Source organism: Acidovorax sp. SUPP2825 (assembly GCF_030158995.1).
Lineage (GTDB): Bacteria > Pseudomonadota > Gammaproteobacteria > Burkholderiales > Burkholderiaceae_C > Paracidovorax.
The window spans coordinates 261,991-282,298 of the sequence record NZ_BQXK01000003.1; the positions used below are offsets into that span (position 1 = coordinate 261,991).

At 68.5% G+C, this 20,308-nt stretch carries 19 protein-coding genes; 7 read left to right on the top strand and 12 right to left on the bottom strand.

Features of this window, described 5'->3' with window-relative positions; translation table 11 throughout:
• Position 1: 1 nt before the first annotated feature.
• The 4 genes from AVAK2825_RS06020 to AVAK2825_RS06035 form a co-directional block, all read right to left on the bottom strand.
• A complete protein-coding gene (locus AVAK2825_RS06020) occupies positions 2 to 784 on the bottom strand; it encodes an ABC transporter ATP-binding protein (RefSeq protein ID WP_272548690.1) in 783 nt (260 codons plus the stop codon).
• Positions 785 to 803: 19 nt separating this feature from the next.
• Entirely contained in the window at positions 804 to 1,883 is a 1,080-nt protein-coding gene (locus tag AVAK2825_RS06025; protein WP_272564620.1) for an ABC transporter permease subunit, read from the bottom strand.
• Between the two features lie 13 nt (positions 1,884 to 1,896).
• On the bottom strand, positions 1,897 to 2,826 hold the full coding sequence (locus AVAK2825_RS06030; protein ID WP_284395128.1) for a branched-chain amino acid ABC transporter permease: 930 nt from the start codon (positions 2,824 to 2,826) through the stop codon (positions 1,897 to 1,899).
• A 372-nt stretch (positions 2,827 to 3,198) separates the two neighbouring features.
• Positions 3,199 to 4,503, bottom strand: a complete 1,305-nt coding sequence (locus AVAK2825_RS06035; RefSeq protein ID WP_284395130.1) for a replication-associated recombination protein A — start codon at positions 4,501 to 4,503, stop codon at positions 3,199 to 3,201.
• A 249-nt stretch (positions 4,504 to 4,752) separates the two neighbouring features.
• Here AVAK2825_RS06035 and AVAK2825_RS06040 point away from each other — a divergent pair, with 249 nt between their 5' ends.
• Positions 4,753 to 5,109, top strand: coding sequence for a DUF1304 domain-containing protein (locus tag AVAK2825_RS06040; RefSeq protein WP_284395131.1), 357 nt, complete (start codon positions 4,753 to 4,755; stop codon positions 5,107 to 5,109).
• 110 nt (positions 5,110 to 5,219) lie between these two features.
• On the opposite strand, the gene lolA is transcribed toward AVAK2825_RS06040, so the two are convergent.
• Entirely contained in the window at positions 5,220 to 5,852 is a 633-nt protein-coding gene (gene lolA, locus AVAK2825_RS06045) for an outer membrane lipoprotein periplasmic chaperone LolA (RefSeq protein WP_272564623.1), read from the bottom strand.
• A 49-nt stretch (positions 5,853 to 5,901) separates the two neighbouring features.
• Entirely contained in the window at positions 5,902 to 8,244 is a 2,343-nt protein-coding gene (locus AVAK2825_RS06050; protein ID WP_284395135.1) for a DNA translocase FtsK, read from the bottom strand.
• Positions 8,245 to 8,469: 225 nt separating this feature from the next.
• Here AVAK2825_RS06050 and trxB point away from each other — a divergent pair, with 225 nt between their 5' ends.
• The 3 genes from trxB (at position 8,470) to rpmG (ending at position 10,039) form a co-directional block, all read left to right on the top strand.
• A complete protein-coding gene (trxB, locus tag AVAK2825_RS06055) occupies positions 8,470 to 9,429 on the top strand; it encodes a thioredoxin-disulfide reductase (protein ID WP_272564625.1) in 960 nt (319 codons plus the stop codon).
• Between the two features lie 194 nt (positions 9,430 to 9,623).
• Positions 9,624 to 9,857 carry a 50S ribosomal protein L28 gene (gene rpmB / locus AVAK2825_RS06060; protein WP_087496789.1) on the top strand — a complete coding sequence of 78 codons (234 nt, stop codon included), beginning with the start codon at positions 9,624 to 9,626 and terminating at the stop codon, positions 9,855 to 9,857.
• Between the two features lie 11 nt (positions 9,858 to 9,868).
• Entirely contained in the window at positions 9,869 to 10,039 is a 171-nt protein-coding gene (gene rpmG, locus AVAK2825_RS06065) for a 50S ribosomal protein L33 (RefSeq protein WP_008904999.1), read from the top strand.
• Positions 10,040 to 10,161: 122 nt separating this feature from the next.
• Here the strand turns inward: rpmG and AVAK2825_RS06070 are convergent, their stop codons facing one another.
• Entirely contained in the window at positions 10,162 to 11,667 is a 1,506-nt protein-coding gene (locus AVAK2825_RS06070; RefSeq protein ID WP_502870490.1) for an aminotransferase-like domain-containing protein, read from the bottom strand.
• A 221-nt stretch (positions 11,668 to 11,888) separates the two neighbouring features.
• Between AVAK2825_RS06070 and AVAK2825_RS06075 the strand changes: the two genes are divergently transcribed.
• Positions 11,889 to 12,305, top strand: coding sequence for a hypothetical protein (locus tag AVAK2825_RS06075; protein WP_284395188.1), 417 nt, complete (start codon positions 11,889 to 11,891; stop codon positions 12,303 to 12,305).
• Between the two features lie 63 nt (positions 12,306 to 12,368).
• Here the strand turns inward: AVAK2825_RS06075 and AVAK2825_RS06080 are convergent, their stop codons facing one another.
• The 3 genes from AVAK2825_RS06080 to AVAK2825_RS06090 all read right to left on the bottom strand — a co-directional run bounded on the left by AVAK2825_RS06080 (position 12,369) and on the right by AVAK2825_RS06090 (position 16,952).
• Positions 12,369 to 13,583, bottom strand: a complete 1,215-nt coding sequence (locus AVAK2825_RS06080; RefSeq protein ID WP_284395190.1) for a DesA family fatty acid desaturase — start codon at positions 13,581 to 13,583, stop codon at positions 12,369 to 12,371.
• A 137-nt stretch (positions 13,584 to 13,720) separates the two neighbouring features.
• Positions 13,721 to 15,043, bottom strand: a complete 1,323-nt coding sequence (locus AVAK2825_RS06085) for an RsmB/NOP family class I SAM-dependent RNA methyltransferase (RefSeq protein ID WP_284395192.1) — start codon at positions 15,041 to 15,043, stop codon at positions 13,721 to 13,723.
• Positions 15,044 to 15,095: 52 nt separating this feature from the next.
• Positions 15,096 to 16,952 carry a M48 family metallopeptidase gene (locus tag AVAK2825_RS06090; protein WP_284395194.1) on the bottom strand — a complete coding sequence of 619 codons (1,857 nt, stop codon included), beginning with the start codon at positions 16,950 to 16,952 and terminating at the stop codon, positions 15,096 to 15,098.
• 39 nt (positions 16,953 to 16,991) lie between these two features.
• On the opposite strand from AVAK2825_RS06090, the gene AVAK2825_RS06095 reads away from it, so the two are divergent.
• Both AVAK2825_RS06095 and AVAK2825_RS06100 read left to right on the top strand, forming a co-directional pair.
• Entirely contained in the window at positions 16,992 to 17,258 is a 267-nt protein-coding gene (locus AVAK2825_RS06095) for a DUF1653 domain-containing protein (RefSeq protein WP_284395196.1), read from the top strand.
• 192 nt (positions 17,259 to 17,450) lie between these two features.
• Entirely contained in the window at positions 17,451 to 18,131 is a 681-nt protein-coding gene (locus tag AVAK2825_RS06100) for a hypothetical protein (protein ID WP_284395198.1), read from the top strand.
• Positions 18,132 to 18,238: 107 nt separating this feature from the next.
• Here AVAK2825_RS06100 and AVAK2825_RS06105 read toward each other — a convergent pair whose 3' ends face one another.
• Complete coding sequence (locus AVAK2825_RS06105) at positions 18,239 to 19,396, bottom strand: ATP-binding protein (protein WP_284395199.1); 1,158 nt, start codon at positions 19,394 to 19,396, stop codon at positions 18,239 to 18,241.
• The gene (locus AVAK2825_RS06110; RefSeq protein WP_284395201.1) at positions 19,393 to 20,121 is read right to left on the bottom strand and encodes a response regulator; all 729 of its coding nucleotides are present in this window, start codon (positions 20,119 to 20,121) and stop codon (positions 19,393 to 19,395) included. The genes AVAK2825_RS06105 and AVAK2825_RS06110 overlap by 4 nt, the downstream gene beginning before the upstream one ends.
• Between the last annotated feature and the right edge of the window lie 187 nt (positions 20,122 to 20,308).

Here is a 20,308-nt window from a genome sequence, read left to right on the forward strand (position 1 = left end):
CTCAATGTCCTCCGGTGCCCAGGTAGGCCTCAATCACTTTTTCGTTCTTCTGCACGGTGGCAGGCGTGCCTTCGGCGATCTGCTTGCCGTAGTCGAGCACCGTGACGCGGTCGCACAGGCCCATCACCAGCTTGACGTCGTGCTCGATGAGCAAGATGGTGCGGTTGTCGTTGCGGATGCGGTCGATCAGTTCGCGCAGCTGCACCTTCTCGGTCGCGTTCATGCCGGCGGCCGGCTCGTCGAGCGCGATCAGCTGCGGGTCGGTGGCCAGGGCGCGGGCGATCTCCAGGCGGCGCTGGTCGCCGTAGCTCAGGGTGCGCGCCTTGTAGTCGGCGAACTTGCCGATGCCCACGTAGTCGAGCAGTTCCTGCGCCCGGCGGGCGATCGCGGCCTCTTCTTCCTTGAAGCCCTTGGTGCGCAACACGGCGCCCAGCAGCCCCGACTTGGTGCGGATGTGCCGCCCCACCATCACGTTCTCCAGCGCCGTCATTTCGGCGAAGAGGCGGATGTTCTGGAACGTGCGGGCGATGCCCGCCTTGGCCACTTCATGCACGGCCGTGGGCTGGTAGGGCTTGCCTGCCAGCTCGAAGCTGCCGCTGTCGGGCGTGTAAAGACCGGTGATCACGTTGAAGAACGTGGTCTTGCCGGCGCCGTTGGGACCGATCAGGCCGTAGACCTGACCCCGTTCAATGGTGATGCCGACGTCGGACAGGGCTTGCAAGCCGCCGAAGCGCTTGGAAATGCCGGCGACCTTCAGCACCACATCGTTGGATTTCTCTGCCATTTCTAACTTTCAGTGCTGTTCAGGTCTTTTGCGTCAGGCTCTTGCCATGGTCGGGCGCAGGCCACAGGCCGCGGGGACGCAGCAGCATGATGATGATCATGGCCAGCGCGATCAGCAGCTGGCGCAGGATGGCGGAGTCGAGGCGGCCGTCCGTCATGGCCTGCAGCGGACCGGCCACGTAGCGCAGCACTTCCGGCAGGGCCGACAGGAGCACGGCCCCCAGGATCACGCCGGGGATGTGGCCGATGCCGCCCAGCACCACCATGGCGACGATCATGACCGACTCCATCAGGCTGAACGATTCGGGCGACACGAAGCCCTGGAAGGCACCGAACATGGCGCCGGACACGCCGCCGAACGAAGCGCCCATGCCGAAGGCCAGCAGCTTCATGTTGCGGGTATTGATGCCCATGGCCTTGGCGGCGATCTCGTCTTCGCGGATGGCCATCCAGGCGCGGCCGATGCGCGAGTCCTGCAGGCGATAGCAGATGATGACGCTCAGCACCACCAGCACCAGGAACAGGTAGTAATACAGCGTGACCGACGAGATGTCGAACCCGAACACCTCCAGGCGCTTGCCCAGGTCGAGCCCGAACACCTTCACCGAATCGATCTGCCCGATGCCCTTGGGGCCGTTGGTCAGGTTGACGGGGTGGTCCAGGTTGTTCAGGAAGATGCGGATGATCTCGCCGAAGCCCAGCGTCACGATGGCCAGGTAGTCCCCGCGCAGCTTGAGCGTGGGGGCCCCGAGCACCGCCCCGAAGATCGCGGCCACCAGCGCCGCGAGCGGTATGACCAGCCACAGCGAAGTGTGCAGCCCGTTGGGGAACATGGCCGCGAACGACGCGAAGGTCTCCGAAAGGTGCGGCGATGCCATCAGCGCGAACAGGTAGGCGCCCACGGCGTAGAACGCCACGTAACCCAGGTCCAGCAGGCCGGCGTAGCCCACCACGATGTTCAGGCCCAGGGCCAGCAGCACGTAGAGCAGCGCCAGGTCGGCGATGCGCACCCAGGCGTTGCCGAAGTACTGCAGCATGAAAGGAAGCAGCAGCAGCGCGATGCCGCCGACGATCCACTGTGCGGTTTTGTTTTGCTTCATGACAATGGGTTCCTCAGGCGCGATCGGCCACACGCTCGCCCAGCAGGCCCGAGGGGCGCAGCGTGAGGATGATGATGAGCACGATGAATGCAAAGATGTCGGTGTAGTGGCTGCCCAGCAGGCCGCCTGTGAGGGTGCCGATATATCCCGAGCCGATGGCCTCGATCAGGCCCAGCAGGATGCCGCCCACCACCGCGCCGGCCAGGTTGCCGATGCCGCCGAACACCGCGGCCGTGAAGGCCTTGAGGCCCGGCAGGAAGCCCATGGTGTGCTGCGCGGTGCCGTAGTTGGAGGCATACATGATGCCGGCGATGGCCGCCAGGATGGCGCCGATGATGAAGGTCGCCGAGATCACCATGTCGGGCTTCACGCCCATGAGGGAGGCCACGCGGGGGTTTTCCGCGGTGGCGCGCATGGCGCGGCCGAGCTTGGTGTAGTTCACCAGATACACCAGCGAAGCCAGTGCGATCACCGTCACGCTCAGGATCAGCACCTGGGTGGAGGTGATCACAGCACCGCCGACCTGGAACGGGGTCGTGGGCAGCAGGGTGGGATACGGCTTGTAGTTGGGCTTCCAGATGATCATGGCCAGCGTCTGCAGCAGGATCGACATCCCGATGGCGGTGATCAGGGGCGCCAGGCGCGGACTGCTGCGCAGCGGCTTGTAGGCGACCTTCTCGATGACGAAGTTCAGCGCCGCGGCGACGATGCAGGCGATCAGGGTGGCCAGAAGAAGGATGATCCAGCCCGGAGCCCCGGGCATGGCCTCTTGCATCAGGCCAATGCAACTCCAACTGGTGAGAGCGCCGATCATCAGCACTTCCCCATGGGCAAAATTAATCAGCTGAATAATGCCGTACACCATCGTGTAGCCCAAGGCTATCAAGGCGTACATGCTGCCGAGAACCAGACCGTTGATGATCTGCTGCAGCAAGATGTCCATAAAAAAAGTCCTTCGTGTTTGTAACGCGCGCACTTCGCAAGCCAAGATCGGCAGTGCCTTGTGAGCCCCCAATGCCACCTAGCAAAAAACCCGCCAGGAGCAAAGCTGTGCGGGTTTGGTGGACGGGATTGTAGCCAGTCGAAACCGTGCGTCTTTAGCACGTTTGGCGGGGTTTTCCCTTGGACTCGCGCGCCATCAGCGGGGCGACGTCACCATTAGTCGGCGTGATGCAGCCGTGGGATTGACCTCCGTGGCTTATACGGTTCAGCAGCCGCCAACCACCCCGCCGAGGGGGCTTCCGGTGGGCCAGGCGGTGACGCAGTCGGGCGAAGGATCGGGGGCGCGCAGCCTCGCTGCGCCCTCCCCTTCCCCTCAATCCTTGGCCGCGTCCTGGTCCAGCTGGCGCAACTGGGCCAGCTTGTCGGCGATCTTGGCCTCCAGCCCGCGGGGCACCGGCTGGTACCACCCGGGCTCGGGCATGTCCTCGGGCAGGTAGGTCTCGCCCGCCGCGTAGCCGCCGGGCTCGTCGTGGGCATAGCGGTAGGCCTTGCCGTGGCCCAGTTCCTTCATCAGCTTGGTGGGCGCGTTGCGCAGGTGGTTGGGCACCTCGCGCGACTTGTCCTTCTTGATGAACGCCTTGGCCTGGTTGTAGGCCATGTAGCCGGCGTTGCTCTTGGGCGCCACCGCCAGGTAGATCACGGCCTGGGCCAGCGCCAGTTCGCCCTCGGGCGAGCCCAGGCGCTCGTAGGTGAGCGCCGCGTCGTTGGCGATCTGCATGGCGCGGGGATCGGCCAGGCCGATGTCCTCCCAGGCCATGCGCACGATGCGGCGCGCGAGGTATTTCGCATCCGCACCGCCGTCCAGCATGCGGCTGAGCCAGTACAGCGCCGCGTCGGGGTGCGATCCACGCACGGATTTGTGCAGCGCCGAGATTTGGTCGTAGAAGTTGTCGCCGCCCTTGTCGAAGCGGCGCGCGTTGAGGGTGAGCGCGCTCTCCAGGAAAGCGGCGTCCACCTGCTGCACCCCGGCGGCGCGCGCGGCGGTGTCGGTCTGCTCGACCAGGTTGAGCAGGCGCCGCGCATCACCGTCGGCATAGCCCACGAGCGTGTCCACCGCCGCATCGTCCAGCTGCAGGTGGGTGAGCACCTTGTCCTGCGCCCGGCGCACGAGTTGCTTCAGCTCGTCGTCGGTGAGCGCCTGCAGCACATACACCTGGGCACGCGAGAGCAGCGCCGAATTGACTTCGAACGACGGGTTCTCGGTGGTCGCGCCCACGAAGGTCACCAGGCCCGACTCCACGAACGGCAGCAGGCCGTCCTGCTGGCTCTTGTTGAAGCGGTGGATCTCGTCCACGAACAGGATGGTCTTCTTGCCCAGCGCCAGGTTGTGCTCGGCCTGCTCCATCGAGGCGCGGATTTCCTTCACGCCCGAGAACACCGCCGACAGGGCGATGAACTCATAGCCGAACGCGCTCGCCGTGAGCCGCGCCAGCGTGGTCTTGCCCACGCCGGGCGGGCCCCAGAGGATCATCGAATGCGGCTTGCCCGACTCGAACGCCAGCCGCAGCGGCCGGCCTGCACCGATCAGGTGCGACTGGCCGATGACCTCGTCCAGGCTGGCCGGGCGCAGGGCCTCGGCGAGCGGCGCGGTGGGGGCGGAGGAAAAGAGATCGGCCATGGGCTTGGGGGTCAATGGGTAGGCTCAGTGAAGAAGTGAACGCGATGGGGCTAAAGACCAAGGGCCACCGGCGGCGGGCCGGGCGCGGGGTTACGCGGGAGGAAGCTCGGCAAGGCAGGCGGCATGGCCCCCGACGCCCGATTATTCTCCGTCCCCTCTTCGGGCGCGTCGTCCCCATGGGCATGCGGGAATTTCCCGCACAATGCCGCGGCGCCCGTTTCGATTCGAAAACCCAAGGAGGAGACCCCCATGTCCATCGCTACCAATGCCGTCGTCGCCCTGATCGCCCTGCTCCACGTCTACATCCTGGTGCTGGAGATGTTCCTTTGGGACAAGCCCGCCGGCCTGCGCGCCTTCGGGCAGAGCGCCGAACGGGCCGCCGCCACCAAGGTGCTGGCCGCCAACCAGGGGCTGTACAACGGCTTTCTCGCGGCGGGCCTGTTCTGGGGCCTGTGGCTGGGCGGCGCCGGCCTGGGCGTGAAGGTGTTCTTCCTGCTGTGCGTGCTGGTGGCCGGCGTGTTCGGCGCCGCCACGGCGTCCCGCAAGATCCTGTTCATCCAGGCCATTCCGGCCGCCGTGGGCCTGGCCCTCGTGCTGCTGGCCTGATCCGGTGCGCTGCGGCGCCAGGGTGCAGGCCATGCATCAAAATGCCCGCCAGCACAATAAGTACTAGGGCATTACGCTACAAATACGATAGCAAAAAGACTTTTAGCCGGTCACTGCTTGACCACGTCCGCGCCTGCTGGCGGCTTGAAGTCGAACGTCGAGGCCGGCAGCGAGGCGCTCGACTGCACGTTGGTGAAGCGGATGGCCGAGCGCTGGCCGAAGCTGTCCAGGATGTCGAGCGCCGCGAGCCGTTCGCCCTGGAAGCCCACGCGCACGCTCTTGAGTTGCCCGTCCTTGGCCTTCGGCGTGGCCAGCACCCACTGCAGTCCGTCCTGCTCAGGCTGCGACTCCAGAGCGAAGTCGGCGCGCAGCGCCTGCAGGTCGGGCGCCGAGGCCAGCAGCGCTGCCGGCGTGGTGCCCAGGGCCTGGGCCTGCGCGCGCTGGGTGACCTGGTTCAGGTCGGCGTCGTAGAGCCACAGCGTCTTGCCGTCGGCCACGATGGTCTGCTCGAACGGCTTTTGGTAGGTGAAGCGAAAGCGCCCGGGGCGCTGGAATTCGAAGGTGCCGCTGGACGTCTTGGTGCGCGCCGCCTCGCCGTCCTTCGGGGGAGCGGTGACGGTCTGCGTGAAATCGGCACGGCCGGCGGCCGCACCCTTCATGAAGGACTCGAGGCTTTTGAGGCCGTCGGCGCTGGCGCACTGGGCAGCGGCCGCGATCAGGGCGGTGAGGATGATTTTTTTCATGGGTTCTCGGTATCTGAGGCCGGATGCCGGCTTTTCCAGGGCCGCCGGCTCATTCGCCGCCGCCGCGGGCAGGCACCAGCACTTCGCGCTGGCCGCTGGTGGTGAGGCCGCTCACGAGGCCCGCCTTCTCCATGTCTTCGAGCAGGCGGGCGGAGCGGTTGTAGCCGATGCGCAGCTTGCGCTGCACATACGAAATGCTGGCCTTGCGGTCCTTGAGCACCACTTCCACGGCCTGGTCGTACATGGGGTCCTTCTCGCCGCTGCCTCCGTCCCCGTCGCCCAGCGGGCCGTCGTCGCCATCGACCGTGCCGCCCTCCAGCACGCCCTCGATGTAGTCGGGCTCGCCCTGGCTCTTGAGGTAGCTCACCACGCGGTGCACCTCTTCGTCGGACACGAAGGCGCCGTGCACGCGCACCGGCAGGCCGGTGCCGCTGGCCATGTAGAGCATGTCGCCCATGCCCAGCAGGGCCTCGGCACCCATCTGGTCCAGGATGGTACGGCTGTCGATCTTGCTGCTCACCTGGAAGGCGATGCGCGTCGGGATGTTGGCCTTGATCAGCCCGGTGATCACGTCCACGCTGGGGCGCTGCGTGGCCAGGATGAGGTGGATGCCGGCCGCGCGCGCCTTTTGCGCCAGGCGGGCGATCAGCTCTTCGATCTTCTTGCCCACCACCATCATCAGGTCAGCCAGCTCGTCGATCACCACCACGATGTGCGGCAGGCGCTGCAGCGGCTCGGGCTCTTCGGGCGTGAGGCTGAACGGGTTGTAGATGAACTCCTCGCGCGCCTTGGCCTCGTCGATCTTCACGTTGTAGCCGGCCAGGTTGCGCACGCCCAGCTTGCTCATGAGCTTGTAGCGGCGCTCCATCTCGGCCACGCACCAGTTCAGGCCATGGGCGGCCTGCTTCATGTCGGTGACCACGGGCGCCAGCAGGTGCGGAATGCCTTCGTACACCGACATTTCCAGCATCTTGGGGTCGATCATCAGCAGGCGCACATCGCGCGCCTCGGCCTTGTAGAGCAGCGAGAGGATCATGGCGTTGATCCCCACCGACTTGCCCGAGCCGGTGGTGCCGGCCACCAGCACGTGCGGCATCTTGGCCAGGTCGGCCACCACGGGGTTGCCCACGATGTCCTTGCCCAGGCCCATGGTGAGCATGCTCTTGCCCTCGTGGTAGACGTGCGATCCGAGGATCTCGGACAGCCGGATCGACTGCCGCTTGGCGTTGGGCAGCTCCAGCGCCATGAAGTTCTTGCCCGGGATCGTCTCGATCACGCGGATGGAGACCAGCGACAGCGAGCGCGCCAGGTCCTTGGCCAGACCGACGATCTGCGAGCCTTTCACGCCGGTGGCCGGCTCGATCTCGTAGCGGGTGATGACCGGGCCCGGCATGGCGGCGACCACGCGCACTTCCACGCCGAAATCCTTGAGCTTCTTCTCGATGAGGCGGCTGGTCATCTCCAGGGTCTCGGGCGAGACCGTCTCCTGGCGCTGCGCAGGCGGGCCGTCCAGCAGATCGACCTGCGGCAGGCGGCTGTCGGGCATGTCGGTGAACAGGGGCTTTTGGCGCTCCTTCACCACGCGGGCGCTCTGGGGCACGTCGGACAGCACCGGCTCGATGATCTGCACCGGCTGCGGATGGTGCTGCTCGACCTCGTGGCGTTCCTCCAGCACCACCTCTTCGCGTTCGCGCGCGGCGCGCTTGCCCACGGCCACGTCCTTGGCCTTCTCGCGCTTGGCCCGGCCCAGCTGCACCAGCGCATCGATGCGCCCGCCCAGCCGCTCGGCCACGTGGCCCCAGGAGAAGCGGAACACCAGCGCCGCGCCCAGCACCACCAGGATCACGCCCACCAGGCCCGAGCCGGTGAACCCCAGCCACTTCACGCCCGCAGGCCCGGTGAGGTAGCCGATCGCACCGCCCGCATGGCCGGGCAGCAGGGACTCCAGCCGGTACAGGCGCGACCACTCCAGCCCGGTGCTGGCCGCCATCAACACAATGAGGCCGCCCCAGAACATCGCGCGCCGCACCATCGGGCTGTGCGCATTGGCGCCGGCGTCTTCGCCGCCCCGCATCCAGCGCGCCAGGGAAGACAGCCAGGCCCGCACCGCCGCGGCCACGCACCACCAGACCGAAAAGCCCAGCGCGAAATAGCTGCTGTCGGCCAGCCAGGCACCGAAGCGGCCGGCCCAGTTGGTCATCAGCCGGCCGTCGCCCACGCCCGAGGTGGACCAGGCGGCGTCCTGCCCCGAATAGGTCGCCAACGCCAGCAGCCAGAAAACCAGGGCCACGAGACCGAGCACCAGGCTGATCTCGTGGCCGAAACGTGCGGCCCCGCTGCGGGGCGGCGACTTGCCTGCGGAGGCATTGAGGGTATTGAGGGAGTAGGTCATAAACGTGCGCGGCCAAGCTTACCCCATGCGCATTGCGCGGTTTTTGCGCCGGTCGCGGCGCCGAGCGCCCCGGTGGAGCGCCCGGCTTTTCATCGCTTCTTACAATGGGCGCGATTGAAAAAGCGGCGCCATCCACCGGTGGCGGCGGGTTGATACTCCGCGGCTGCGGTCCCATCTGCCCATTCAGCCCGGCCGCGGGCGCATACAAACATTTACCTTCCTTCCATGTCCAACACGCAACACGCCAAAGTCCTGATCCTCGGCTCCGGCCCCGCCGGCTACACCGCCGCCGTGTACGCAGCGCGCGCCAACCTGAGCCCCGTGCTCATCACGGGCATCGCCCAGGGCGGCCAGCTGATGACCACGACGGAAGTGGACAACTGGCCGGCGGACGTGCACGGCGTGCAGGGCCCCGACCTGATGCAGCGCTTCCTGGAGCATGCCGAGCGCTTCAAGACGCAGATCGTGTTCGATCACATCAACCAGGTGGACTTCAGCCAGCGACCGTTCACGCTCAAGGGCGACAGCGGCACCTACACCTGCGACGCGCTCATCCTGGCGACCGGCGCCTCGGCCAAGTACCTGGGCCTGCCGTCCGAGGAGGCCTTCATGGGCCGCGGCGTGTCGGGCTGCGCCACCTGCGACGGCTTCTTCTATCGCGAGCAGGACGTGTGCGTGGTCGGCGGCGGCAACACCGCCGTGGAAGAGGCGCTGTACCTGTCCAACATCGCCCGCAAGGTCACGCTGGTGCACCGCCGCGACCGGTTCAAGGCCGAGCCCATCCTGGTGGACAAGCTCAACGAGAAGGTGGCGGCCGGCAAGATCGAATTGAAGTTGTTCCACACGCTGGACGAGGTGCTGGGCAACGACGGCGGCGTGACGGGCATCCGCGTCAAGAGCACGGTGGACGGCCGCACCGAGGACATCGCGCTGCAGGGCTGCTTCATCGCCATCGGCCACTCGCCCAATACCGCCATCTTCGAAGGCCAGTTGACCATGGAGAACGGCTACATCGTCACGCAGGGCGGCCTCAAGGGCTTCGCCACGCAGACCAGCGTGCCGGGCATCTTCGCCGCAGGCGATGTGCAGGACCATGTGTACCGCCAGGCCATCACCAGCGCGGGCACGGGCTGCATGGCCGCGCTGGATGCGCAGCGCTTTCTCGAGCAGGATGGCGTCATCTGAACAAAGCGGGCTATAATCCGCGGCTTTGCTGAAATTGGGCGGGCTTTGCGCTATCCTGGACACGGCAATCGGGTTACCGCCACCCTGAACTGGCGAGGTGAGGCCGACGGCAGGCCTTGCGATCCAAAGCGTTCTTCGCTGGCGGATCCGCAAGGCACCCGCTCGAAGGCCGTTGAAAACATTGGAGTGTCCTCATGGCACGCGTATGTGAAGTCACGGGCAAGGGCCCGATGGTCGGGAACAATGTTTCCCACGCCAACAACAAAACCAAGCGCCGGTTCCTGCCGAACCTGCAATACCGCCGTTTCTGGGTCGAGAGCGAAAACCGCTGGGTGCGCCTGCGCATCTCCAACGCCGGCCTGCGTTTGATCGACAAGAACGGTATTGACTCCGTGCTCGCAGACCTGCGTGCACGTGGCCAAGCTTAAGGAGAAGCACCATGGCAAGCAAAGGCGGACGCGACAAGATCAAGCTGGAATCCACTGCGGGTACCGGCCACTTCTACACCACCACCAAGAACAAGAAGACGATGCCCGAGAAGATGCTGATCATGAAATTTGATCCAAAAGCTCGCAAGCACGTCGAATACAAGGAAATGAAGCTGAAGTAATTCAGCCTCAGGCCCCTTCAGAAACCGCCCGGCACCCCGGGCGGTTTTTTTATGCCCGCCGCGCCGTGCATGTTCGCTGGCCGGTGTGTTGCTTATCGGCGCCTGCCCCGGCAGCGGGCGCGTCAGGCCGCGCGGCGCAGTGCCGGCTCGGCGCGCTGCTGGGCCATGAGCGTGCCCAGCGTGCGGTAGGCCTCCTCCACCTCGGGCGTGAACGGCATGCCGCAGCTCAGGCGCAGGAAGTTCTCGTAGCGCCCGGTGTTGGAGAACATCGGGCCCGGCGCGATGCGGATGCCGCACTGCAGGGCCTGGTCGTACAGGCGCGTGGTGGAAATGTCGGGGGGCAGCTCCAGCCACAGGCTGATCCCGCCCGGCGGCAGGCTCAGCCGCGTGCCCACCGGAAAGTACCGCGCCACCGCGCGCGCCGAATGCTCCCGCTGCACACGCAACTGGGTGCGCATGCGGCGCATGTGGCGCTCGTACGCTGGTGAGTCCACGCTGCGCGCGGCCAGCAACTGGGACCAGGTCTGCATGTTGCGCGTGCGGGCGAACTTGAGCATCTGCACCCGGGCCTGCCAGCGCCCGGCGCTCATCCAGCCCTGGCGCAGGCCGGGGGCAAAGCTCTTGCTGAGCGAGGCGCAATAGATCACCTGCCCGGCATCGCCCACCTTGTCCCAGGCCTTGGCGGGCCGCAGCGCGCGGGGCGACTCGACGAATTCGCGGTAGATGTCGTCCTCGACGAGCGCCAGCCCGTATTCCACGCACAGCGCCACCAGGCGCTCCTTGTGCGCATCGGGCATCACGCTGCCCTGCGGCATCTGCAGGTGGGGCACCACCACCACGCCCTTCAAGCGCGGCTCGTTGCGCGCCGCCAGTTCCAGCGCCTCCAGCGAAATACCGGTGTGCGGGCTGCAGGGAATCTCCAGCGCCTTCAGGCCGCGCACCTGGATGGCCTGCAGGATGCCGAAGAACGTCGGCGACTCCACCGCGATCACGTCGCCCGGGTCGGCGATGGCATCCAGCGCCAGGGTGACCGCCTCCGAGTTGCCATGGGTGGCGCTGATGTCGGAAGGCGCCAGGCACACCCCGAACGTGAGCGCATGGCGGGCCATCGCCTGCTGGAACTCCACGTGGGTGGTGGGCGCCGAGGGCCCGTAGACGAGGATGTCGGGCTGCTCGCGCAGCAGGCTTTGCGCCAGCCGGTTCAGCGCGCGGGCATCGAACAGGCTGGGCGCCGGCATGGCGCTGCCCAGGTCCAGCGGCACCGGGCCGGCGCGGCGCGCCTTTTCCAGGAACATGGAGATGCGCTCGTTGATGCCGGCGAACACGCTCGGGTCGTCCGGCAGCGGCTCCAGCAATTCGGGCTCGCGCGCGCCGGGCAGCGCCATGCCGCCGGGCTCGCGCACGAAGTAGCCCACGCGCTCGCGGGCCTCCACGCTGCCCTGGGATTCGAGGTGCCGCAGCACCTGCAGCGCGGTCGTCAGGCTCACCTGGTGGCGCTGGCACAGTTCGCGCACCGACGGCATGCGCATGCCCGGCTGCAAACTGCCGGCGGCGATCGCCTGCTCGTACAGGGCCGCCAGCTGGCGGTACAGGGGGGTGGTCTCTCGGGAATCGGCAGGGCGGGACATGACAGGCATCGGAAGAACCCGCGCGCCAGGCCCCGCGCGCGGCAAGCGGGAATTCCATCATGCCCCGGCACGGTGCACCGGAACAGATACAGGATGGAACATGGCGAACCATAACAGCCCCCTGCCGATCGCGGCTGTTCTACCTGCCGCCGGTGGCGCTTGTACCTGCCCCAAAAGGCCGGCTTTTCTTACGCTGGAGCCCTCATCCGAAGGAGTCCGCCATGACGCAAGCCCCCCGCCCGACCGCCACTGCCACCACCGCCGCCACCCCTGCCCTGCGCCTTGTTCTGGACATCGCGCCGGGGCGGTATGTGCTGGCCTGCCTGCCCCCGGCCAGCACGCTCCGGGCGCTGGAGGGCGACATCGCCCTGGGCTTCGGCCCGCTGGTCTGCGGGCAGGTGCTGCATGTGGGCCAGCAGACGCTGGTGGCCGGGCAGGCACTCACCCAGGACGGCGGTGCGCCCACCACCTGGGTGCGCCTGGGCAACCCGGGCCGCCGGCCGGTGCGCGCTGTCCTGATCGAAGCGGTGCCGCAGCCCGGCGCCCTGGCGCAGGCCTGGGCATGGATGAAGACCCGGTGGCACGCTGCCGCGGCCAGCGGAGCGCGGGCGTCCGGCGAGGTCGGCGCAGCGCATTGAGCGCAACCGACACGGGTCGGCCCCGGGACGCCGAAGCGTTGCCGACCCGGCAGTCCGTGAGGGTCAGACCTGCGCCGCGCGCAGCCGCAGCGAAAACTCGCGCAGGGCCGCCACGCCGCTTTCCTCGGCGCGGTGGCACCAGGCCTGCAGGTCGGCCGTGAGCTGCTCGCGCGACTGTGAGGTGTTCAGCCACAGCTGGCGCAGTTCTTCGCGCATGGTCATCATCTTGTCGAGCACCGGATGGGCGGCACGGGCCTGGGCCAGGTGAGGCTTGGCGCGGGCGGGCACCTTCTCGGCATCGCGGTGGGCCCAGCGGCGGGCAGCGCGCAGCACGGAGACGTCGCCCTTGCGGGCCTTGAGCGCCGCCAGCTCCTCGCGGCAGGCCTGGCGCACGCCACGGGCGTAGCCGGCCATCACTTCGTAGCGGTTGGCGATGAGCGCCTCCAGCGTGTGCTCGTCGGCCACCGGCTTCACGGCGCCAAGGCGCAGCTTGGGCGGCACCTTCTTGACGGTGGCCCAGCCGACGGCGCGCATCAGGGAGATGTACATCCAGCCGATGTCGAATTCATAGGGCTTGACTGAGAACTTGGCCGCGGTCGGATAGGTGTGGTGATTGTTGTGCAGCTCTTCGCCGCCGATCACCACGCCCCAGGGCACGAGGTTGGTGCTGGCGTCCTGCGCCTCGAAGTTGCGGTAGCCCCAGAAGTGGCCGATGCCGTTGACCACGCCGGCCGCCCAGAAGGGAATCCACAGCATCTGCACGGCCCACACCGTGGCACCCAGGCCGCCGAACAGCACCAGGTTGATGATGAGCATGAGGCCCACGCCCTGCCAGGCGAACCGGCTGTACACGTTGCGCTCCACCCAGTCGTCGGGCGTGCCGTGGCCGAACTTGCGCACCGTCTCGGCATTGTTCGCCTCGGCACGATACAGCTCGGCGCCGCGCCACATCACGGTGTCCAGGCCCCGGGTCTGCGGGCTGTGGGGGTCTTCCTCGGTCTCGCACTTGGCGTGGTGCTTGCGGTGGATCGCCACCCACTCGCGGGTCACCATGCCGGTGCCCAGCCACAGCCAGAAGCGGAAGAAGTGCGAGGGCACCGCGCCCAGCTCCACCGAGCGGTGCGCCTGTGCGCGGTGCAGAAAGATGGTCACCGCCGCGATGGTGATGTGCGTGGTGAACAGCGTGTACAGCACCACCTGCCACCACGACAGGTTCCACAGGCCGGAGCCCAGCCAGTCGATGGCGGCGTTCAGAACAGCCCAGTCGGGTAAAAGCATAGGGAGCCTTCGCTAGCGAACAAAGTGAATGCCGCCCCTTTCGGGGGCAACTGAATGATTTTAGGGGACGATGCAGGCACGAAGCCGCGCATACCCGCAACACCGCCGGTGTCTTGCGGGGGTGCGCGGCACGGCTTTCAGGGCTTGCGCGTCCACACGGCGGCAAAAAAACCGTCGGTCTGGTGCAGATGGGGCCAAAGGCGCAGATAACCAGTGCCCGACTCCGTTCCGCTGCACAGCGCGCCGGCCTGCTCGACCTTGAGCTGGGTGAGCAGTTCGCCCGCATCGGCCGGCACGAAGTCGGGGTGCGCGGCACCGAAAGCCTCGGCGATGGCCTCGTTCTCCTCGGGCAGCACGCTGCAGGTGGCGTACACCAGCCGGCCACCCGGCTTGAGCAGGCGCGCTGCGCTGGCGAGGATGGCCGTCTGCTTGGCCACCAGTTCCTGCACCGCCTGGGGGCTCTGGCGCCACTTCAGGTCGGGGTTGCGGCGCAGCGTGCCCAGGCCGGAGCACGGTGCGTCCACCAGCACGCGGTCGATCTTGCCGGCCAGGCGCTTGATGCGGTCGTCGCGCTCGTGCGCGATGGCGGCGGGGTGCACGTTCGACAGGCCGCTGCGGGCCAACCGGGGCTTGAGCGCGTCGAGCCGGTGGGCCGACACGTCGAAGGCATAGAGGCGCCCGGTATTGCGCATGGCCGCGCCGATGGCCAGCGTCTTGCCGCCGGCGCCCGCGCAAAAGTCGACCACCATCTCGCCGCGCTTGGCATCGAGCAGCAGCGCGAGCAACTGCGAGCCTTCGTCCTGCACCTCGACGGCGCCGCGCGTGAAGGCATCGAGCTTGGTGAGCGCGGGCTTGCCGTCCACGCGCAGGCCCCAGGGGGAGTACGGGGTGGGCCGGGCCGCAATGCCGGCCTTGGCCAGTTCCTTTTGCACATCGGCCCGCTTTTCCTGCAGCGCGTTCACGCGCAGATCGAGCGGCGCGCTCTGCGAGAGGCTGTCCACCAGGGGCCAGAAGCCATCGCCCAGCTGGCTCTTGAGCGGCGCCACCAGCCACTCGGGCAGGTTGTGGCGGTGGCGGTCCATGAGGTCGTCGGCCGGCACGGCATCGCATTGGTCGAGCCAGTTCTTTTCCTGATCGTTCAGGGCGCCGCGCAGGAAGTCGCGCGCACCGGAGGCATTGCCTGCGCCTGCGCGGCGGGCCTGCTCGTCCTGGCTGTGCGCGAAGCCGAGGATGGCCAGGCGCCGCTCCTTGGGGCCGCTGCCCGAACGGGCGAGCTGCTCGAACAGCAGCTTCTTGCGCAGCACCGTGTAGGCGGTCTCGGCGAGGGTGGCGCGCTCACGCGGGCCCAGGGAGCGGTTGTCACGGAAAAAACGGGACACCACCGCGTCGGCGGGGTGTTCGAGGGTCAAGGTCAGCCTGACGAGTTCAGCGCAGGCGTCCAGAAGGGCTTTGGGGTGCATCGCCCGATTGTCCCACTGGCGCCGCCCCGGCCTGCCGGGGCCCTCGCCGGTGCTATCTCGACAGCACCGGCGCGAAGGCCGAGCGCTCGATCTCCTGCAGCGTGGGCGACTCCCCCGCCCACAGCACGAGCGCCGGCCCGGGCAGGCTGAGGTTTCGCTCCAGCCAGCGGCACAGCCGGTAGCGGTCCTCATCGTCCATGGCCGGCAGGAGCACGAAGACGAGGTAGGCCCGCCGCTGCAGAAACTCCCGCAGGGCCTTGCACACGATCCAGCATTTCGCCACCGGGCGGCAGCGGGCCAGTTCGGACTGCACCTCGCTCAGTTCGAACGGCGAGAGATCGTGCCGCGCCACCCGGCTGAAGTACGGCGGAGTGGACAGCTCCTCCCACGCCCGCTCCTCGGCTTCGCTCGCCAGGCGCTGCCGCTCGCGCCAGTGCTTGAGGCCCTCGGCGTCGTATTCCAGGCCCGGGCGCGTCGTCTCCAGTTCGGCGACGGCGGCATTGGCCGCCCACCAGCGCCGGGCCGGCGCCGCATCCCACAGCCGCGCTAGAACGGCCAGGCGGGCCTCCCGGTCGGGGGCCGGCAGGCAGCGGGCCAGCCCCTGCAGCGCGCCGGCGTGCTCGCTGCTGCGCTGCAGGGCCGCCTCGTACAGGGGGCGCACATCGGCGGCGGGGTCCAGGTGGCGCAGCAGCGTGGCCCATTCCACGGTTTCGTCGGCGTTGTTGCGGGCCGCGCTGGCTTTCAGCGCCTCGGCCCGTTCGCGCACCCGGGTCAGCCAGGCGTGGTGTTCCTTCCAGCCCGTGGCGTTTTCCTGGCACCACAGGCGGTCGAAATGGTCGATCCAGCGCTGCGGATCGCGGCCCAGCAACGACAGGGCGCCGCGGCGCGATCCCTCGGGCAGGACGGGCCGCGCACCGGTGAGCGCCTCGACCCGGTCGCGCAGCACCGGGTGGGTGTCGTCCACGCCGCTGATGCGCCGCACGGCCTGGCGCAGCGCCTCCTGGGCGAAGCCGGCCTCGACCGGCATCGCCAGTAGGCGGCGCAGGGCGCCGTAGGGGCCCGCAGGCAGCGGGTGGGCGGCTGCCGTGCGCCAGTGCCCGGGCCAGAACTCGTCCGCCAGCCAGGCCGCCTTGATCTCGATCTCGGCCAGCGCAGCGGCCGCCACGTCGGGGCCCAGCAACCGGCCGGCGATGCGGTCCGCCTCGTATTCGTCCTGGCGCGCCAGGGCGAACGTCCGCGCGGCGAAGCGCGGGAAGTACCAACGCAGGAAGGCCTGCGTGGCCGCCGCCACCGGCCCGCTGCCGTCGCGCAGGCCCTCGTGCAGGCGCAGCCAGCCCAGCCGCGTGCGGTAGATCCAGGCGGTGAATTGGCCGTGGCCGCCGCGCAGGTGGCCGTATTCGTGCGCCAGCACGGCCATCAGGCGCGGCTTGTCCAGCGCCATGACGAGCGGCAGGCCGATGGTGAGGTGGTTGACCGCGCCGCCGAACAGGCCCCAGCGCGGCGTCTGCCGGATGCTGGCGTTGAAGTCGCCGTCCAGGTACACGCCATGCAGCGCCGGGCCCTTGACCTTGGTGCGGATGCGCTCCAGCGCCTCGAACAGGCCGGGCGCATCGGCCGCCATGATGGGCAGGCCATCGGGCGCATCGATGCGCACCCAGAGCGCGCGCAGGCAGGTCCACAGCAGGCCGCCCGCCCCGAGCACCACCCACACGTAGGCCACGCGAAAGCGGCCATGCACGAGTTGCGGCAGCACCCAGGCCAGCAGCCCCGCCGACAGCAGCAGGCAACCCACCACCCAGGCGTACCCCAGGGCCGCGAAAGCGGCGACACTGCGCCGGTAAGCGCTGGAGTCTTCAGCGCTCGCGTGCTCGCTCATGCGCACCATGTGCACGAAATCTGCCTGGTCCATGTCCCGCCATCCCCCGTTTGCCAATCCGCCATCGTATCCATGACCGACGACCTTCCCGACCTGCGCCCCACCCCGCCCGGCCTCTATCGCCACTACAAGGGCCTTCTGTACGAGGTGATCGACACCGCGCGCCACAGCGAGACACTGGAGCCCATGACGCTGTACCGCGCGCTCTACGGCGAGCGCGGGCTGTGGGTGCGGCACGCCGCGATGTTCGAGGAAACCGTGGTGATCGACGGACGGGAGCAGCCGCGCTTTCAGCGGGTGCAGGCATCGCCGGAAGCCGCGCCCGCGGCCAAGCCATAAAAGGGCCAAATGCCCTAGATCCGATTGCCTTGATAGCTATTATTTTTATAGCAAATTAATTCTAATCCGTTGCGATACGCCAGCTTCGGATGGACCACGGCATATTCGTGCGGCAAAGCAAATTCCACTGCGCCAGGAACACCATCCTGTTTCATCCTCTGGCCTGTGCCAGTCGAAGCAAAGGCCTGGCCCGTGAAATTTTCCAAACTGCTGCCGCACTCCCGTCCCACCCCGAACGCGGCCCCGTCGACCTCGCCCGGGAAAGCATCGGGTACGGCGCCCAAAGCCAGCAGCAGCAGCAGCAGCCACGGCGGTGGCGGCCTGCTGTCCGGCCTGGTGGGGCGCCATTCCAGGCCGCAGACAGCGCCCCGGCCGCGCCAGCCCCTGGACGGCACTGCCAGCCAGCGGGCGTCCGACGTGGCCTCCGCCATCCGCTACATGAACGTGAGCGCCGGATCGGCTTTTACCGCCCCAATCCCCCGCCCCGCAGCGGAGCCACCGGCGGCGCAAGCCCCTTCCGGGACGCACCCGGAGATCCAGCAGGAGCCGCCGCCCGCAGCGCAGTCCGTACCGGATTCGGCACACGCCGAGGAGATCCAGGGCGGCGACGGCCCCGAGGTGCAAGCCGCGATGGCCCGACTGCAAGGCCGGACCCTGTTCACCATTGCCGAGGAGCCCGAGTTGGAGGCCCAAGCGACGAGGGTCACCCTGCAGGATCTGTTCGATGACGAGGACCATGCGACGGCAAAGGCCCAGGCCCAGGCCCAGGCCAAGGCGCAGGCCAGTTTGCCGGCGGCGGCCACCACCGCGCCGGCGCATGCCCCCTCCGGAGGAATCGCGCAGCGGCTGCGCCATTTCTTCCAACGGGCCTGACCGGAGCGCGGGCGACGCGGGCCATCCCCTGCCGGGCATCTGCCAGGGCGATTCGATGCGCCGACGTGCCAGCGCCAGGAGGTTGATTGCCTCCGTAGCTATTGTTTTTATAGCGAACGCATTGCCTGGCCGGCCTCGCCCCCGCGCGGCAGGGTGACGGTGGCGACCAGCCCGCCGCCCGGCGCATTGCACAGCTGCAGGCTGCCGCCGTGGCGCTGCGCGATGTCGTGCGCGATCGACAGCCCCAGGCCCACGCCGCCGCTGTGCCGGTTGCGCGAGCCCTCCACGCGGTAGAAGGGCTGCATCACCCGGTCCAGCTCCTGCTCGGGCAGGCCGGGCCCGTGGTCGCGCACGGCGATGCGCACCGCGGCGCCATCGCCGCTCAGCGTGATCTCGGCGCCGCCGCCGTAGCGCACGGCGTTGCCGACCAAGTTGCCGATGCAGCGGCGCAGCGCGCCCACCCGCGCCGGCATCGGCCGCGCGCTGCCCTGCAGCGTGACGGCGTGGCCGCAGTCCTGCGCGTCGTCCACCAGGCTCTGCAGCAGCGCCCCGATGTCCAGCGGCGCCACCGGCTCGGCATGGGCCACGCCGCGCAGGTGGTCGAGCGTGGCGGTGATCATGGCGTCCATCTCGCCGATGTCGCGGCAAAAGCGTTCGCGCTCGCCGTCGTCGTGCAGGGTTTCGGCGCGCAGCCGCAGCCGGGTGAGCGGCGTGCGCAGGTCGTGCGAAACGGCGGCCACGAAGCCGTCGCGCTCGGCCAGTTGCTGGCGGATGCGCGCCTGCATCTGGTTGAAGACGCGGCTGGCCTCGCGGCATTCGGCGGGGCCGTCTTCGGGCAGCGGCGGGCCGTGCAGATCGCCGCCCAGGTCGCGCGCGGCGCGGGCCAGCCGGTGGATGGGCTGGGACAGCCAGCGCGCGCCCCACCAGGCCGCAAGCATGAGGGCCAGCAGCCGCACCCCGATGTCCAGCGCGAGGCCCGCGTGCAGGAAGCCGGGGCGGCGTTCGCGCGAGGGGCCGCTGGATTCGGGCGGCCGGGCGGGTGGCGGGCGCCGCGCGGCATCGCCGTCCATGGCGGCCTCCGGTGGTGGTGGCGGGCCCATGCCGGCCGGGCGCAGCTCGAACATCAGCGTGAGGGCCAGCACGTGGCTGGCCGTGACGGCCACGAACAGCAGCAGCGCCAGCCGGCCGAACAGGGTGTCCGGCAGCCATCGCCGCCACCCTGTGCGCGCGGGCGCCGTCGGCGCCGTGGTCGCGGCCTGCGTCACTGCGCCCTGCCCGCCAGCCCCTGCACGGTCTGGGTGTGGAACAGGTAGCCCACGCCGCGCACCGTGCGGATGAAGGCGGGTGCGCGCGGGTCGTCCGACAGCTTGTGGCGCAGGCGCGAGACCAGCAGGTCGATGCTGCGCTCGAACGAATCCATGGTGCGGCCACGCGCATGCTCCATGAGCTGGTCGCGGCTGCACACGCGCCGCGGCATGCGCAGGAAGGTGCACAGCAGGCGGTATTCGGCGTTGGTGAGCGGCACGGTGACGCCGGAGGGCGAGACGAGATGGCGCTCCACGCTGTGCAGCGCCCAGCCGTCGAAGCGCACCACGTCGTCCGGCACCGCGGGCGCGGCGGCGGGACGGCCCGCCGCGCGCCGCAGCACGTTCTGGATGCGCGCGACCAGCTCGCGCGGCTCGAAGGGCTTGCTCATGTAGTCGTCGGCGCCCATTTCCAGCCCGAGCACGCAGTCGTACGGATTGGCGCGCGCAGTGAGCATGATGATGGGCACGGCCGAGCGCTCGCGCAGCTCGCGCGCCAGGGTGATGCCGTCGGTGCCGGGCAGCATGATGTCCAGCACGACGAGGTCCATGGCCTGCGCGGCCATGCGCTCGCGCAGGGTCTGCGCATCGCGCGCCGCATGGGTGGCATAGCCGAAGCGGGCGAGGTACTGCGTCAGCAGCGCGGTGATGTCGTCGTCGTCATCGACCACCAGGATGTGTTGCATGGGAGCGGGCGGAAAAGCGGGTTGCCGCCCCAGTGTACGCAGCGCCCGCGCGGCGTTGCGCGGGAACTGGCCGGCTTTTTCCCCGCTGTTCGCGCTTTGGCGAACCCTTTCGTACCAAGCCCGATACAAACGGGACAAACCGCCGTTACCGGCGCTTCCAAGAATGGGCTGCAGGCTGCTGCCAGTG

Bases quoted from the DNA above. Each gene is read 5' to 3' on its own strand.
- AVAK2825_RS06020 (WP_272548690.1), bottom strand. From the start codon at position 784: ATGGCAGAGAAATCCAACGATGTGGTGCTGAAGGTCGCCGGCATTTCC.
- AVAK2825_RS06025 (WP_272564620.1), bottom strand. From the start codon at position 1,883: ATGAAGCAAAACAAAACCGCACAGTGGATCGTCGGCGGCATCGCGCTG.
- AVAK2825_RS06030 (WP_284395128.1), bottom strand. From the start codon at position 2,826: ATGGACATCTTGCTGCAGCAGATCATCAACGGTCTGGTTCTCGGCAGC.
- AVAK2825_RS06035 (WP_284395130.1), bottom strand. From the start codon at position 4,503: ATGGCCGATCTCTTTTCCTCCGCCCCCACCGCGCCGCTCGCCGAGGCC.
- AVAK2825_RS06040 (WP_284395131.1), top strand. From the start codon at position 4,753: ATGTCCATCGCTACCAATGCCGTCGTCGCCCTGATCGCCCTGCTCCAC.
- lolA (WP_272564623.1), bottom strand. From the start codon at position 5,852: ATGAAAAAAATCATCCTCACCGCCCTGATCGCGGCCGCTGCCCAGTGC.
- AVAK2825_RS06050 (WP_284395135.1), bottom strand. From the start codon at position 8,244: ATGACCTACTCCCTCAATACCCTCAATGCCTCCGCAGGCAAGTCGCCG.
- trxB (WP_272564625.1), top strand. From the start codon at position 8,470: ATGTCCAACACGCAACACGCCAAAGTCCTGATCCTCGGCTCCGGCCCC.
- rpmB (WP_087496789.1), top strand. From the start codon at position 9,624: ATGGCACGCGTATGTGAAGTCACGGGCAAGGGCCCGATGGTCGGGAAC.
- rpmG (WP_008904999.1), top strand. From the start codon at position 9,869: ATGGCAAGCAAAGGCGGACGCGACAAGATCAAGCTGGAATCCACTGCG.
- AVAK2825_RS06070 (WP_502870490.1), bottom strand. From the start codon at position 11,667: ATGTCCCGCCCTGCCGATTCCCGAGAGACCACCCCCCTGTACCGCCAG.
- AVAK2825_RS06075 (WP_284395188.1), top strand. From the start codon at position 11,889: ATGACGCAAGCCCCCCGCCCGACCGCCACTGCCACCACCGCCGCCACC.
- AVAK2825_RS06080 (WP_284395190.1), bottom strand. From the start codon at position 13,583: ATGCTTTTACCCGACTGGGCTGTTCTGAACGCCGCCATCGACTGGCTG.
- AVAK2825_RS06085 (WP_284395192.1), bottom strand. From the start codon at position 15,043: ATGCACCCCAAAGCCCTTCTGGACGCCTGCGCTGAACTCGTCAGGCTG.
- AVAK2825_RS06090 (WP_284395194.1), bottom strand. From the start codon at position 16,952: ATGGACCAGGCAGATTTCGTGCACATGGTGCGCATGAGCGAGCACGCG.
- AVAK2825_RS06095 (WP_284395196.1), top strand. From the start codon at position 16,992: ATGACCGACGACCTTCCCGACCTGCGCCCCACCCCGCCCGGCCTCTAT.
- AVAK2825_RS06110 (WP_284395201.1), bottom strand. From the start codon at position 20,121: ATGCAACACATCCTGGTGGTCGATGACGACGACGACATCACCGCGCTG.